14 protein-coding genes are annotated in these 16,133 nt (G+C 43.5%); 2 read left to right on the forward strand and 12 right to left on the reverse strand.

Translation table 11 applies throughout. The features are described from left to right. Positions 1 to 162: 162 nt before the first annotated feature. Positions 163 to 1,002, forward strand: coding sequence for a helix-turn-helix transcriptional regulator (locus ACYCS5_RS07860; RefSeq protein ID WP_023990412.1), 840 nt, complete (start codon positions 163 to 165; stop codon positions 1,000 to 1,002). Between the two features lie 222 nt (positions 1,003 to 1,224). On the opposite strand, the gene ACYCS5_RS07865 is transcribed toward ACYCS5_RS07860, so the two are convergent. The 8 genes from ACYCS5_RS07865 to ACYCS5_RS07900 form a co-directional block, all read right to left on the reverse strand. Continuing rightward, a complete protein-coding gene (locus tag ACYCS5_RS07865) occupies positions 1,225 to 2,262 on the reverse strand; it encodes a threonine aldolase family protein (RefSeq protein WP_459761033.1) in 1,038 nt (345 codons plus the stop codon). Beyond that, a complete protein-coding gene (locus ACYCS5_RS07870; protein WP_029519349.1) occupies positions 2,249 to 2,710 on the reverse strand; it encodes a MarR family winged helix-turn-helix transcriptional regulator in 462 nt (153 codons plus the stop codon). Before ACYCS5_RS07870 ends, ACYCS5_RS07865 begins: the two co-directional genes overlap by 14 nt. Positions 2,711 to 2,836: 126 nt before the next feature. After that, positions 2,837 to 5,947: an efflux RND transporter permease subunit gene (locus tag ACYCS5_RS07875; protein ID WP_459761034.1), complete on the reverse strand. Its 3,111-nt coding sequence runs from the start codon at positions 5,945 to 5,947 to the stop codon at positions 2,837 to 2,839. Beyond that, a complete protein-coding gene (locus tag ACYCS5_RS07880) occupies positions 5,944 to 7,365 on the reverse strand; it encodes an efflux RND transporter periplasmic adaptor subunit (protein ID WP_165149524.1) in 1,422 nt (473 codons plus the stop codon). The genes ACYCS5_RS07875 and ACYCS5_RS07880 overlap by 4 nt, the downstream gene beginning before the upstream one ends. Before the next feature lie 172 nt (positions 7,366 to 7,537). Continuing rightward, on the reverse strand, positions 7,538 to 8,188 hold the full coding sequence (locus ACYCS5_RS07885) for a response regulator (protein WP_029519352.1): 651 nt from the start codon (positions 8,186 to 8,188) through the stop codon (positions 7,538 to 7,540). Next, entirely contained in the window at positions 8,185 to 9,423 is a 1,239-nt protein-coding gene (locus ACYCS5_RS07890; protein ID WP_029519353.1) for a sensor histidine kinase, read from the reverse strand. Before ACYCS5_RS07890 ends, ACYCS5_RS07885 begins: the two co-directional genes overlap by 4 nt. Before the next feature lie 252 nt (positions 9,424 to 9,675). Further along, the gene (locus ACYCS5_RS07895; protein WP_013373210.1) at positions 9,676 to 9,846 is read right to left on the reverse strand and encodes a hypothetical protein; all 171 of its coding nucleotides are present in this window, start codon (positions 9,844 to 9,846) and stop codon (positions 9,676 to 9,678) included. An 18-nt stretch (positions 9,847 to 9,864) separates the two neighbouring features. After that, the gene (locus tag ACYCS5_RS07900; RefSeq protein ID WP_016820419.1) at positions 9,865 to 10,059 is read right to left on the reverse strand and encodes an H-type small acid-soluble spore protein; all 195 of its coding nucleotides are present in this window, start codon (positions 10,057 to 10,059) and stop codon (positions 9,865 to 9,867) included. Between the two features lie 199 nt (positions 10,060 to 10,258). Here ACYCS5_RS07900 and ACYCS5_RS07905 point away from each other — a divergent pair, with 199 nt between their 5' ends. After that, entirely contained in the window at positions 10,259 to 11,446 is a 1,188-nt protein-coding gene (locus ACYCS5_RS07905) for a macrolide family glycosyltransferase (protein ID WP_029519354.1), read from the forward strand. 75 nt (positions 11,447 to 11,521) lie between these two features. Here ACYCS5_RS07905 and ACYCS5_RS07910 read toward each other — a convergent pair whose 3' ends face one another. The 4 genes from ACYCS5_RS07910 to ACYCS5_RS07925 form a co-directional block, all read right to left on the reverse strand. Further along, complete coding sequence (locus tag ACYCS5_RS07910; RefSeq protein WP_029519355.1) at positions 11,522 to 12,937, reverse strand: glycoside hydrolase family 32 protein; 1,416 nt, start codon at positions 12,935 to 12,937, stop codon at positions 11,522 to 11,524. An 83-nt stretch (positions 12,938 to 13,020) separates the two neighbouring features. After that, entirely contained in the window at positions 13,021 to 13,848 is an 828-nt protein-coding gene (locus ACYCS5_RS07915; protein ID WP_029519357.1) for a carbohydrate ABC transporter permease, read from the reverse strand. Beyond that, positions 13,848 to 14,732 (reverse strand): carbohydrate ABC transporter permease, encoded by an 885-nt coding sequence (locus tag ACYCS5_RS07920; protein WP_029519358.1) that lies wholly within the window; start codon positions 14,730 to 14,732, stop codon positions 13,848 to 13,850. Before ACYCS5_RS07920 ends, ACYCS5_RS07915 begins: the two co-directional genes overlap by 1 nt. Before the next feature lie 59 nt (positions 14,733 to 14,791). Beyond that, positions 14,792 to 16,117, reverse strand: a complete 1,326-nt coding sequence (locus tag ACYCS5_RS07925) for an ABC transporter substrate-binding protein (RefSeq protein ID WP_029519359.1) — start codon at positions 16,115 to 16,117, stop codon at positions 14,792 to 14,794. Between the last annotated feature and the right edge of the window lie 16 nt (positions 16,118 to 16,133).

The raw sequence follows: 16,133 nt of genomic DNA on the forward strand, positions 1-16,133 counted from the left end.
TCCACATCAGCGCATATTTTTATAAAAACACGATCCGAGACGTTCAGAAGCGCCTTCACCTCCTTTCATCAATCTTTTCTGCTTTTATCATTGGCAGGTTGTCATATATACTGTTGATGTATGAATGCGCTTACTTATCTTAATTTGCAAAGGAAGAAGCACATGAATGAAATGAAAGAAGATAAATATGTCATTGGCGAACAACAATTCTCCATTCATCACATCTATCGTACCGGTTTCACAGTTATGCCCCGGCCCCATGTCCACGAGAACTATGAGCTGTATCTCTTACTGCGAGGCGAACGCATCTATTTTATGAATGGCAAGGTATACACCGCTCGCAAGGGGGATCTGATATTCATCCTTCCTCACGACTTGCACTCTACCGCCAGTACGCAATTGCAGGAAACAGAGCGCATTTTGATTCATTTTTCTCCGACGTTTCTCCCACAGCAGGATCATGACATTCTTGACCTGCCGCCATACCAGCAATCCGCGTTACTTCGCTTACCTGCGAGAGAGCAAGTGGAGGTTGAACGTTTATTCCTACAGATGAATACCGAATGCAGGAATAAGCAGCCTCTGCATGACCGTTGCGTACAGCATTTACTGCTGGAAATGCTTATCCTGGTGCACCGATCGGAAGCAATCGAGCGTAGTGAACCTGTCTCCTCTCATCCCATGCATCAGAAAATCACGGAAATTTCTTCTTTTATTCAGGATCATTACAATGAACCGTTAACTCTCGAACAAGTGGCTGCCTGCTTTTTCATTAGTCCAGCTTACCTAAGCCGTATCTTTCTAAAGTTGACTGGTTTTCATTTCAGCGAATACATCCGCGTAGTGCGGGTCAGGGCGGCCCAAACCAGACTTCGAACCACCAAAGACAAAATCCAGCATATTGCAGAGGATGTCGGGTTCGGTCATGCTTCCCACTTTAATAAAATCTTTAAAAAAATAACTGGGCTCTCTCCTCTTCAGTACCGCAAGCAGGTTCGGTAGATATTCAGTGTAAAGAATTAGACGCCAATTTTATACCTCCGCTCTTGTCTTGTTTTTCCATTTTTATATCCACTTGCTCTTTCATGGAACTAAATACAAGCCGCGTTGGAATAAGTAAAATGCACAAAAAAGCCATACTTCGCTGCAATGCGTGCACCGAAGTATGGCTTTTACATAGTCATTCTCCATCTTTAAAATTATAAATTACTCTTTCTATGACTTTTATTGCAATGCTTTAATATCCTGAATCAGCATTTCAACATTTTCTTTCTTCGTAGCCCAACTGGTACAGAATCGAACTGCACTATGTGTATCATCAACCTTTTCCCAAAAGGAGTAAGTATATTTTTCACTCAATGCTTTTAGTATACGATCTGGTAAAATCGGAAACTGCTGATTGGTTGTAGAACGGTATTGAAAAGAAAAACCTTGCTCAGATAATCCGTTTTGAAGCAGCATGGCCATGTCTATCGCATGTTTGGAGATTTCAACGTATAAACCGTCTTCAAACAAAGTTTCAAATTGAATGCCCAACATTCTTCCCTTAGCCAGCAGCCCCCCTTTTTGCTTGATCATATATCGGAAATCTTTTTTCAATGTATCATTTAGAATGACTACGGCTTCTCCCATCAATGCTCCAATTTTTGTCCCGCCAATGTAAAACACATCGCAAAGCTGTGCTATATCCGCTAAAGATGCATCGCTATCTTCGGCCACCAAGCCATAGCCCAATCGGGCTCCATCTATGAACAGTGGTAAACCACATTCTTGACAGACTCTACTTAATGCTTCCAGCTCTGCTTTGCTATAGATCGTTCCATTCTCAGTAGGTTGGGAAATATAAACCATCCCGGGCTGTACACTATGCTCAGGAGCGGCATCATTCCAGTGAGCGTCATACAAATCTTGTACCTGCTCGGCCCGGATCTTCCCATCTCCGCTTGGCAAAGTAAGTATTTTATGTCCAACAGCTTCAATCGCTCCGGTTTCATGAACCGCAACATGTCCCGACACTGCCGCAACGACGCCTTGATGCGGACGCAGAATAGAAGAAATAACAGTGGTATTGGTCTGTGTACCTCCAACCAAAAAGTGTACATCCGCATTTGGGGAGTCACATGCTTCTTTAATATATGCTCTAGCTTTTTCACAATGATCATCCACACCATAACCTGGAGTTTGTTCATCATTCGTCTCCAGTAGTCGCTTTAATATGCGCTCATGGGCACCTTCGGTATAGTCGCATTCAAATCGTATCATTCTGTATCCTCTCCAAATTATCCAATTTCTTCTGAATTAACAACATAGAAGCATGTAATTCTTTTATCTCTTCTTCTGAGAGTCCTTGAACTAATTTTAGAATTTGTTCATCAGACCTTTCATTCAATTGGTTAAAGAACGCCTTTCCTTTAGGAGTCAAACGAATCAGATTTGTTCTATTATCCAACGTTGAATTTTCCTTAACAAGAAAGCCCTCTTTGCAAAATTTAGCAATGATCCTACTCATATAGCTGCGATCAATTTTAAGAGATTCGACTAAAGTATTCGCTATACATGGCTCGATCAACCCGATCTCTATAATGACACGGGCCTCGGTAAAGGAATATCCGCTATCCAGCACATGTCTATCCAAAACACCCAGTATATTCGTATAGAACCGATTAAAACGCCTCATATCCGCTATGATATTAGCATCTATATTGACCATAACTCCCCCTATTTAGTGGACTTTTGCAACAATTATAGTAAAGATTTTTGTGGACTATGTCAATGAAATAAAAAAACCGTACATTAAGACTCTCGCCTAATGTACGATCCTGTATTATATATTTACCTACAAGTTCAATGAACTATCGCTATTTATAGCCTTTTGCTTCTTATGCTTCCGTTTCAGCTTCAGATGAGCTACGACCATATACAGCGTCGGAACTACAAACAATGTTAAAATAGTTGAAAAAATCAGTCCGAAAATAATGGTTGTTGCCAACGGTTTGAACAAGATCTCCCCTATTGTGGCAATAGGAATCATACCCACAATGGCAGTTAGCGAAGTAAGCAAGATCGGACGGAAACGGGCAGAGCATGCCATTAGAATGGCGTCTGTTAAATCAGCGCCTTCACGCCGTGCATCTTCAATAAACTCTATCAGCACGATACCGTTACGCACGACGATACCAGCAAGTGAAATGATCCCCATAATACTCATGAATCCAATGGGCATCCCTGAAATAAAACTTCCAAGGATTCCCCCTGCCGCTGCCAGATAAACGGTAGTCATAATAATGAGTGGTGTGGACACCGAGTAAAACTGCATGGTGATCAAGAGGAGAATAAGGAAAATAACAATAACAGCTAATTTGCCCAAGTCCTTAAACATATCAGACTGCGCAGATGTTTCCCCTCCCATCTCCCAGGTGTAGCCTGGTTCAAACTGGGTATTTGTAAGTTTGCTACGGATATCATTAGTGAGTTCTGTAGCCGTACGCCCGTTACCATTGGCTGAGATCGTTACCGTCCGTTCCAGATCATAACGGTGGATTTGTTGGATGGAAAAGTCCGGTTTCATCGTGGCTAATTGGGATAAAGGTATTTGCTCCCGTGCCGCATTGTTCACACTTAATTGTTGGAATAATACCTCAGGATCTTGGTTTGGTTTGTTCATGTATATATTGACATCAAGCAATTCCTTACCCGTGTCAAAATCCGTTACATTCACCCCGTCACCCATTAATAGCAAAGTACGCGTTAAATCGGAATAGCTAACCTGATATTTATCCAAGGCTTGCTGATTGATTTGGAAATTCAGATTATAGCTTTGCATACCCATATTATCGGTCACATCTACAGCTCCGGGTGTCCCCGCAACCATTTCTTTGACTTTAGTTGTCATGTTTTGCAGCTTATCAATGTCTTCTCCTTTAATACGGATAGACACCGCACTGCCGACCGGAATACCTAATTGGGGAACACGAATGCTGATTAATGCAGATGGATATTTAGCTTGTAGCGTATGGGTCCAGTTATCTACTGTTTTTTTGAGATCAAATAGCCCCTCTTTTCCAACGACAGCAATTTGGCCGTTGACCGCTCCCCCAGAGCCATGACCGCCTGCAACATCACTATACAGCTGAGGCGCTCCTCCACCTGCCGTTGCCGCCAGCCGCTCTGTTTCTGGCTGTTTTTTGACCCAGCTCCCAATCTCGTTTACAACTTGATTGGTTGCCTGCAACGACGTTCCTTCTGGCATCGTTACACTAATCGTGGCATCCGCTTGATCGGAATCCGGAAATAATTCAATGGGAACAACAGCAAGTAGTCCATAAGCTGCTGTACCCATCATAAGACCAATAAGCGCTGTTAACAGTGGACGTCGCAGTATTCTAGGCATCCAGTTTTTAGAGTACACATTGGATAGAGATTGTATTTGATTCCCCAGAAGTCCAGGTGGCTTAACTGTCTTACTACTCTCTTTTCCTTTACGACGTTGATCGTACCATTGACGGAAAATAGGAATAATTGTTAACGACATAATCATGGAAGCCAGCATCGTTAACGAAATAACGGTAGGTATCGGTTTAATAAAGTCACCAATAGTGCCCGGCAGGAATAAAAGCGGGGCAAATGCCGCAACCGTAGCTAGCGTAGCTGTAATGATCGATAAGGATACCTCTTTCGTCCCTTTAATGGCCGCCTCCGTAGCATCTTCCCCAAATTCAGAGCGTCGGCGTTCAATGTTGTCATTGACCACGACGGCATCATCAACCAATATCCCTAATACGATGATTAATCCGATGACTGAAATTTGATTCAGCGTGATTCCTGTTGTGGGCAAGAAGATAAAGCCAATGGCGATGGAAACAGGAATGGCTAAGGCCACAAATGCTGAAGTCAGCAAATTCAAACCTAATGTACATATAACAATGACCGATATAATAGCGATGATCATCTCTTTGGTCAGGTTTCCAAACATTTCATCGACTCGATCATTTTGCGCAAAAAGTAGTTCAAAATGTACATTCTTCGGCAAACCGCTCACAAGTTCATTGATTTTGGCTGTTGTCGCTTTAGATACCGTTGGCACGTCTGTGCCTGTATCTCCGCTCACACTGATCGAAATAGCAGGCTTGTTATTCACATACGTATAACTAGTCGCTTTTTTAAAAACAAGTGAGGCTGTCCCTACATCCTTCAGAGATATCGGGTATCCATCGTCATTGCTTGAAATCTGGACGTTATTTAGGATAGATGGATCCGTAGAGGCATTTACCGTCAGCTGATAAGTACGCTCATTGAAATCCATACTTCCTGTAGGAACTCTCTCATTCTCATTTTTGATTGCTTGAACAACCTGCTCCCAGGAGATGTTATATTGTTGCATCTTTTGTGTGTCTAAACTAATTCGTACTTCTTGATCTGGTATTCCTTGAATATTAACTTGCGAAACACCCGAGACCGTTTTTAATTGATCTTTCCATTTGTTCATCAATTCATTTAACGCGTATAAATTCTCAATTTTATCAGAAGTAATCGCGTATGAACCAATGAAAGAGCTTGTCATGCTATCATTAATAATGGGCTGCATCGCATCTGCTGGAAGCTCAGACTGTGCATCCTGTACCTTTGTACGAAGATCAGCCCACACCTTTGTCGGGTCCGCATCTTCAAAAGCATCTATCATTATACTAGATTGTCCTTTAGATGAAGTGGAAGAAATCGTTTTGACACCTTGTACGGCTTTAATTTTCTGTTCCATGACCTTAGTAATGGTTTGCTCGATTCTTTCAGGTGAAGCGCCTGGATAGATGGTTGTAACACTGGCTGACAAGGGAATAACATCAGGCTGCTCCTGTTTAGGTAACGATGTAAAATTGTAGAGCCCTAGCACAATGCACATGGCGAAGAAAATGAGTGTAATTTTTTGCTTTTTAACGATATATTTAATCATTCGGACGACTCCTCCGATTTCCCAGGTACACCATTCCCAAGTAAATCACCATTAAATAAGGTTCCTGCTCCTTGCGTAACGATTTGATCGCCTGCCTGTAGCCCAGAGACCACTTCGAGCTGATTATTAGTCACTTTCCCCAGTTTAATCGGTGTTTTAACAGCTTTTCCATTTACAGCTTTAAAGACATAAGGATCATTTCCCGTACTAATTACGGCCTCTACGGGCACTAAAAGCGCTTCGTTTTGATTTATGCTTTTAGATGCGCTGATGACTTGACCAGGTTTCCAATTCAGTTCGGGATTGGGAATGCTAACTTCCACATTGATGCTTCCCGTTTTGGAGTTCGTCGATGGATAGATCTGGGTGACGGTTCCTGTTCTCATTTCATCGTAGAGAGATATATTAACTTTTTGGTTTTTCTTCCACGATAAGATTTCACTGTCTGGTACGGGGAGGAGTACTTTTAAAGTCTTGATATTTCCGACAACAAATGCCTCACTTCCACTGGAGCCCAGTTGACCATCAGATATCTTTTTTTCAATCACAACACCAGTGATCGGGGAGGTTAAAGTCGCTTTTTTCAGTGACAAGGATGACTGTTCATAAGCAGCCAATGCATCCTCATAGGTAGCCTGTGCCTGAGCTTTACTGGCTAGCCCTTGTTGTATAGTAGCCCTAGCCGATTCCAGCCCTGCTCTGGCCTGATCTACGCCGGCCGAAGCTTGGGCACGCTGTTCCTGGGATGCCCCTGCAAGCAAAAGAGACAATTTCTCTTGCGCATCACTTAAGCTTTTTTGTGCGTTTGCTAATTCCAGCTGCGCATTCTCATTTTCCGTTAAAGATACCGCACCTGCCTGGAATAGACTTTGGGAGCGTGCGGCATCCGCTTTCTTCTTGTTATAATTATTAGTTGCTACAGTAACCGCATTTTGAGACTGTGCTATCTCCTGCTTTTTGGCGCCATTGTTCAATTCCTGCAATTTCGATTGGGCCGCATTGACCTGGGATTGCGAACTATGAATGCCCGCCTGTGCCGATTGGACAGAAGCCTCCGCTTGGCTAACACCAGCCTTTGCCTTTTCCATGGTTGCCTTTGCCCGATCCAGCTGCAACTGGTAATTGGATGTATCTAGCTTCGCAAGGACACTCCCTTTTTCTACTGAATCCCCAACCTCAACCATAGTGCTCAATATACGTCCATCCGCTTCAAAGGAAACATTGGCCTCATTACTTGCCTGCAATGTCCCCGCCAAATTAAAATCATTGGCCAAAGGTTTCATTGCAAGTTTCTCCACTTTCACCGGGTGACTGGCTTCTGTTACAGAGTTCTCCGTTGCACTGGAGCAACCGGAAGCTACGATAGCTAATGCAACCCCTGCAATCATTATCCTAATTCCTTTTTTCTTCAACTTCATGTCATCCTCCCTGATTCTCTCTTCTAAAGGTGCTATCAGCAACCCGTGGGTCAAGTAAACTTTTTCATCCTTTTTTCATGTTATAACAATGAACAAACAAAAAAATCGTACAAAGGGGCAAGCACCTTATGTACGACTGGGCAAATAAATAACATATTTTCAGTTATTATTTCTAAAGCTGTAAAATACCACGTTCCAACGAAACAGCAACGGCTTCAGATCTGGAATCAACACCAAGCTTGTTATAAATATTCGTTAAATGTGCCTTTACGGTACGCTCGGAAATTCCCATATCAAACGCAATTTCCTTACTTTTAAAACCATGTGCAACAGACTTTAATATATGTCTTTCCTTATCAGTCAGAACTAAGTTTCTTTCATGTGACTTTGCCTCAGCTTCTCTCTTATTCGTGGCAGCAAATACCCTTGCTGTTATTTCTGGCTGAAGCAGCGTTTCACCCCTTAGCGCAGACTCAATCGTGCGAAATAGGTTTTCCCGACTGGTATCTTTCAACAAATATCCTTTTGCTCCCAAAGAGAGTCCTTTAATCATTAAATCATCTTCGTTATAGGTCGTCAGGATAATGACTGGCGTTTCATTTTGTTTTTCTCTGAGGGCCTTCATGGTTTCCAAACCACTCATTTGCGGCATATATAAATCCAACAGGATGACATCCGGCTGAAGTTCTTCGATCAATTTAAGAGCCGTTACACCTTCTCCAGCCTCACCAATCACTTCATAGCTGTCATGGGTCTCCAGCACCAGCTTTAATCCTTCTCTAACTACCCAATGATCATCGACGATTAAAACCTTGTATTTCATAATAGGTCTCCTTTAGTAAGAGGCGCCTCTATTTTTATAGCCGTACCTTCTTGAAATATACTGCTGATATTGATTTTTCCACCCAGCATCCGTACACGTTCATGTATACCTATTATTCCGTAATGCCCTGTTTGCTTGGCAATAATATCCGTATCAAATCCTTTTCCATCATCACGAATCTCGATTTCAATCTTGCCTTCGTTATCCAAAATACTTATCCATACAGTATTCGCATGTGAATGCTTCGCTACGTTGGTTAAACACTCGCTTATAATAAACAATCCATGTTCGAACACCAGTCTGGGAACCGAAGCTTTAATTTTGATGTTGCGGATTACACGAATGCTCGTAGCCATTGTGAATCGCTGTATTTCTTCCTCCACGGCTTCTGCAAAATCAACTTCCGAGATGGTTTTTGAACGCAGATTGTCTATAGCTCGCCTTGAATCAGACAATGTTCTTCGCACTTGTGACATCGATTGTTGGACGATCTCCTGAGCTCTTTGCGTACTTCCTTTTGTCAGATGAGCATCAATGGCTTCAAGTTGCATGATTAGCCCAGCAAGTCCCTGCGCCAGCGTATCATGAAGATCACGGGCCATACGTTGTCGTTCGTTAGCGATTGTAAGTTCTTCGACCTTTTGATGTGCGATTTCAAGTTCTTTAAGAACGTTTTGCGTTCGGATTCGTGCTTGAACTTGTTTGAGAAAAAGAATGGCATAAGCTACTATAACAACTGCAATGAGAAAAAATAGCGGGATGAACAATACAAATTGCCTGCCATCATTATGCCAGACTACAGCCACACAAAAAAGTACATAGGAAATCAAAAATACAAGAATGACCTTAAGCGGCTTGTAATAAATACCTATACTCTGACCCACCAAAATTGGCATTAACCCAACCAGCACAATGGAGAAACTGTCAGGTAGAAGAAATGCACTTGAAAAGATCAATCCCCCTTGCACAACAAAATAAGCCCATGAAAAATATTTTGCAACTCTTTGAGCATGCAAGTACAAGAGGATGTGTAATATGACGATTACAGTAAATAAGACACTTTGCAGCAGATTTAGACCACTAGACAAATGTTGAAGAATGACAGACTCACTATAAATTATAAAAATCCATATTATAGTTAATACTTTTGAAATATCTTTCTTCTCAAATTCACCTTCACTTTCACTTATTTCCGGATCTACATTCTGGACCTGTACATTGAATTCATCGTTCATAATTCCCTCCTACAATTCTAAATTCGGCTTTTCGACTTAATAGAGATAATGGCACTATGACGGCCTAGTCCATTTAGTTTGAACAGAAATCATTTATATATTATTTTACAAAAAAACGAAAAGAAAAAAACGTACACATGGGCAGCTTCACTTGTACGTTTGGGCATTGAATACTTTTTGTTTGATACCATCCAAGTTATGCGTCATATAAAAAGCACGCAGCAGGTTATCCTGTGCGCGCTTGACCACTTACTATTCTTCTTCCAACTCATCTGGTACATCGTATTTATTGATATGTGAAGTCATTGCTGCAACAGCTTCGCTGGCATCCGTTGTGGCCGGTACTTCTCTGACCACATCATCCGTCTGATCACGAAAGTTCAAACGATCTGCCTCAATCTCTTTCTGTTGGTTCGGTTTCATTTTTCACGTCGCTCCTTTCTATTCAAGGGTCTGATCTCGTTCTGTTAACGCGTACAAAGGTACTTCCCGTTCTTCTTCCGGGTTGTTCAGCGCATAGATCCGTGCCGTCTCACGCTGTTCATTCACATGCTGAATATAAATGGGTAGCCCATCACACAACACATTCGCCATTATGGAAGAAGACGCTATTTCTTGCGCTCTTTGAACATTCACTTAGAAAAAACCTCCCTTGCTAAGTAGAGTTCCCCCTTACTATGCACGAGGTAAATATTTGTTATACATATTTCATGCCAACATGTGTTTCACGATCTTGAAAGGATATCATTTGAAAAAATAAATATTATTGTTATTATGGATTGAGAGATTCAGTGAAAACTGCAATCTTAATTGTAGAGAAAAGGAGTAATGATGAATGTTAAACATATTAATGGTTAACTTTCCGGCAGAAGGACATGTGAACCCTACGATTGGGATGACGCAAGCCTTTGCAGCACGAGGGGACCAAGTACATTACATTACAACTGAGAAATACAAGGACAGACTCGAAGCAGTTGGAGCGAAGGTTCACCTGCATTCTGATCTGGTCAGGACCGCTTCTATTGATTCCAATACTCCGGATGGGTTGAGTGCATTTATGAAAATTCATATTCAGACTTCGCTGGACATATTAGCAATTACTCAGCAACTGTCTAAAAGCATTGATTTTGACTTTGTATTCTATGATAGATTCGGAGCTGGCGAGTTAGTTAGAGACTATTTGAAAATCCCTGGTATTGCTTCCTCCCCATCTTTTCTGATTTCACAGAATCGGATGGCTACCAATCTCTTTCGCTTTAATGAAAAGGAGCCGTTTCAACTTGATGAACATGCCACGACCTCACTGCAGCTCATGAAAGAAAGGTTCGGTGTTGCTCCCGAAAATATGGTTCAATTTATGAGCAATACAGGGGCTTTGAATGTTGTATATACCAGTCGATATTTCCAACCAGACGGTGAACAGTATGGTGACGAGAATCTCTTTATTGGTCCCAGCTTTCCAGAACGTAAAGGGGAAAATTCATTTCCACTGGACAGACTAGAGGATAAAAAGGTTTTGTATATTTCGATGGGAACTGTTCTGGACCATACTGAAGACTTTTTTAACACCTGTATTGAAGCTTTTTCCGATTTTGAAGGTATCGTCGTGATTGCAGCTGGCGAGAAAGCTGACTTTACGAAAATCAATCCGGCGCCAGAGCACTTTATCATCTCGCCCTATGTTCCCCAATTGGAGGTATTACGTCATTCAGATGTGTTTATTACTCATGGTGGAATGAATAGTGTAAATGAAGGAATTCACTTTAACGTACCCTTGGTTGTACTGCCGCAGGACAAGGATCAGCCCATGGTCGCGCAGCGGTTAACAGAACTTCAAGCTGGCTATCGAATAACCAAAGACCACATCAATGTACAATCGTTAAGAGATGCCGTACATGAGGTACTGTCGAACGCAACGTATAAAGAGGGCGTACAAAAAATAAATGATAGCTTCCAGCAATCTGGCGGTACAGAAGAAGCCCTCGCAAAAATTGATGCCTATCTTCAAAATAAGCTTGTGTAAATCACACGATTACAATTCTACAAAAAAACAGGAGCCCTGACCATCAAGGGTCGGGTTCCTGTTTATCATGCATTTCTATGTGGAGATATCCCACTTCTGAAACGAAGCCATCGTACACTTTCCGCTCGTGAACGCTCGAATGCCTGTAGATTCTGCTCCCGGATACACTCTTCCTGTGAGGACGTATTCACCGTCGCCGATGAATATTTCCACCGAGCTTTTATCGACAAAAATCCGAAGCTCCAGACGGCCCTCGTTTAAGTTTAAAGGCACTCTTCTCTCTCCGCCCGGGCCTATACCTGCACGCTCACGGTTAAAACGGAACAGACCGTCATCGGGACGATACGAGAGTACAGTCTCCTCTTCGTCGCCCACTCGCAGCTTCAAGCCGAATTCATTGGTGTTACTGGCTTCGAACTCAAATACCGCCTTCAGTTCGTAGCTATCTCCGAACGTTTCCATGATCTGCTCGCCTGTCAGCAAGATATCCCGCTGTTCGAACAGATTGGATCGGTAATTTTCCACCTCTTCAAGCGGACGGAACAGCAATCTGTCGTGGTCGATAACCGCTTCCCGCGGAAGACTCATTGCACCCGCCCAATGGTGCCCTTGCTGGGTCGGCATCTCCGACTCCCACATATCCATCCATCCGATGACGATTCGCCGCCCTTTATCATCCAAGGTTGACTGCGGGGCATAGAAATCGAATCCGTGATCTACCTGAGCATACCGCTCTGCCGTAAATGTTCCAGCCTCCGCATTGAAATCACCTATACCGTACATGGTGGAATGCAGATTGCGGTATGCTTCTCCCTGAGGGGGCATGCGCTGTGGAGACAGCATAAATACGTGCCGACCGCCAAGCGGGAACAAATCCGGACACTCCCAATTATCGCCGAAACGTCCGTCACTCACGGCTAGTACATTGACATACGTCCAGCTTTTCAGGTCTTCAGAACGATAAAGCAGTACAAGTCCGTTCCCTTGGGCATCATTAGAACCAAGAACGGCGTAATATTGATCTTCGTGCCTGAACACCTTAGGGTCACGGAAGTCTTTACGGCTGATCGTGTCCGGTACGGCGTCATAACCGATGACCGGATTGCCCTCCCACTTTTCGAATGTCACCCCGTCCTCCGATACTGCAATCCCTTGTGACTGCTTGTAATCCTGATCCTTGTCAGGCCCGGTTACAACATGTCCGGTATACATCAGGACAAGCTTCCCGTCCTGCTCTATCGCACTGCCAGAGAAGCAGCCATCCTGGTCGAACTCGCCGTCCGGTGCCAAAGCGACCGGTAGATAATCCCACTTCATAAGATCGCGGCTGACTGCATGTCCCCAGTGCATCGGTCCCCATACTGATTTATACGGGTAATGTTGATAGAACAAGTGATACTGCCCGTTATATTGAATGAAGCCGTTCGGATCATTCATCCAGCCGAATTCAGCCATTAAATGGTAGTTCAGCCGATAATCCGGCCGAAGCATATGCTTCGATTGGGAAATAAATTGATCTGCACGCTCTCTCGTATACGTTCTAGTCTGTTTGATAAGGCATCCTACTCCTACAATTATTTAATCGAACCTTGCATAACACCCTGAATAATATACTTCTGGGCGAACAGATAGATGATAATGATCGGAAATATCGTCAGTACCAAACTTGCCATCAATGGACCATAATCCACTGTATAGGTTCCATAAAAGTTATACGTGGACAACGGAAGTGTCCTTTGCTCCGGATCGACCAGAATGAGGGAAGGCAGCAGAAAATCATTCCAGATCCACAGCACATTGAGAATGGAAATGGTGGCAGTCGTGGGCATCAGTACCGGAAACACGATCCGGAAGAATGTTTGAACCCGCGTGCAGCCGTCAATTAGCGCCGCTTCCTCCAGTTCTTTTGGAATACTCTTTACGAAACCATGATAAATGAAGACGGCCAGCGAGCTACCAAAACCGATATACATATAAATCAGCGACCACTTACTGTTCAGCAGATCAAGTGACCCGTAGATTTTCACCAATGGAATCATGATAGCCTGGAATGGAATGATCATGGATGCAACCATCAGCATAAATGTATATTGGTTGAACTTGGTGTTGTTTCTGACAAAATAATGAGCCGTCATCGCCGCGAACAGTGAGATAAACAGAACACTTAACACCGTTATGACCAATGAGTTGGTGAAGGCAGCGATGTAATTCATTTTATCAAATGCATTCATATAATTGACCATACTGAAGCTCTCTGGAAGCGATAACGGATTCGAGGTGATGGCCATGTTTTCTTTGAACGAATTGATCAGCAGAAAGACGAACGGTACGATGAACAATATGAGTATGACTGTCAGCACAATGAATTTGATTACGGAGGAAGCAACTCTTTTTCTTGTCATTACGCCTCCACCTCCAACTTCTTACTAAAATAAACCTGAAGCAGAGTGATGAGAGCAACCATCAGGAACAACACGAATGCTTCTGCTTGCCCCACACCATAATCACGGGAAAGGAATGCCTTTTCATACACATGCATCGACACCATTTGAGTACTGCTGAACGGCCCACCTTTCGTGAGCGCAAGGTTCACGTCATAGACCATAAATCCGCGTTGCAGGGACAAAAATATACATACGATGAAAGAAGGAACCATCAAGGGCAATACCATTTTCCGCAGTCTGGTCCAGCTGTTTGCCCCATCAATGCTTGCGGCCTCCATAATATCATTCGGCACACCCGTCAATCCCGCGATGTAAATGACCATCATGTAACCCGCGTTCTGCCACACCGTTACAATCACGAGTGCCCAGAACGCTTTGTCGGGATCAGCCAGCCAAGTCGTGCTGAGCGACTGTATACTGGCATGTTGTCCCAAATAGACAAGCACGTTGTTGAATATAAACTGCCAGATAAAACCGAGTACAATGCCCCCGACAAGGTTGGGCAGGAAAAATCCTGCCCGGAAAATACTCTGCCCTTTTAACCCTTTAGTCAGCACATAAGCCAGCATAAAAGCGATCACATTGATAAGAACAACGGTATAAAACACATACTTGAGCGTCAAGCCGAATGACTTCCAAAACTCGATATCTCTAAAAACAGCCAGATAGTTTTGGATGCCTACCAGCGATAGTGTGGTGGAAATACCATCCCAGTTTGTGAACGTCAGATAGATGCCATACAAAAATGGAATAATCATTACCGTTATGAAGGCAAACAAGGTTGGGCCCGTAAACAGTAGCCGCGTCCGCAGCCGGTTCCATACTCCTTTTTCCGTAATCATGATGATCCCTTCCTTTGTTTCGGGTTTCTCTCTCTATTCCAGGTAATTTGAAAACAACCTTATTTAACGGTTTTCCAGTAGTTTTCGATTTCTTTAACCAGTGTTGCACGATCTCCCTGTTTCGCCAGATACTTTTGCATGGAAGATCCTGTCTTAGACCAGTGGTCCGCAGGCAGCATGCTCATCGACTGCTCTGACTTGCCTTTTGCAATATAATCCTGGATGGACTTGCCAAGCGGGTCGGCCGCAGGCAGTGTAATATTTTTGAACGCCGGGATAATGTTCGCTTGGTTCACGAGGAAATCCTGGCCTTTCTCATCATATACGATCCAGTTCAGGAACTTCTTCGCCGCATCTTGCTGTTCCGGAGTAGTCTTCTCCTTGTCAATAACAATGCGCTTGGATACAGCGGACGAAATCTCCTGATTGCCGTAGTCATCGGCATTGTTACTGATGGGTACAGGCAAGAAACCATATTCTTTGTTAGCCGTATCAAAACTGTTGATTTGCGGCCATGCCCAGTTGCCCATGAACCAAATGCCAACTTCACCTTTGCCGAGCAGCTCCGGTCCGCGTTCATAAGCTCCTGCTAGCGGAGAAGCCTGATCGATGTTGTATTTCATCATGAGGTCGAATGTATCCATAAGTCCGTTAAATACAGGATTATTAGCCAAGCTAGCCTGGCCCGTTTTTAGTGACGCCATGAATTTGTCCACTTCAGCCATGTCTTTGTTCTGGCCTGCATAAGCAAGAGGCAAATAATGAGCGCCCAGAGACCAGTCCATTGGTGAAATCACCAATGCTTTCTTACCAGATGCCTCAATTTGCTGAAACAGTTTTTCAAGGTCATTTCGGGTTTTAATTGTGGTAGGATCAAAGCTTCCGCCTACCGCTTTATCTACAACGGCTTTGTTGTAAATGAATCCGTAGCCTTCAACAGCCAGCGGAAACGCGTAATTTTTGCCGTCAACCGTCGTAGCTGTGGTAGCGTTTTCAACTGTGTCCTTATTCCACTTTTCTCCGCTCAGATCGAGGATACGGTCCTTGAACTTCTCCACATCACCTGTATCTAGCATGATCATGGTCGGCGGGTTTCCGGATGCGTACAAAGCGGAGGCACGCTCAAAAGGCGACCCACCAGTCGGAACCGGCTGGATTTCAACAGTAATACCCGGATTGTCTTTCTGGAAGGCCTTAGCGGCTTCCTCCAGCTGTGGAAGGATTTCGCCTTTGGAGTTCAAAAGCGTAATCTTCACATTTTTCGAATCCCCTGATCCCCCTCCAGAAGCCGAATTACCTTCTCCACCGGAGCCACCACATGCAGACACCACCATAACTAAAAGAAGCAGCATTACCATCCATTGAACTCTTTTGAATTTACTCACTGTTGTCATCCCCTTA

This window comes from Paenibacillus sp. SEL3 (assembly GCF_054602585.1).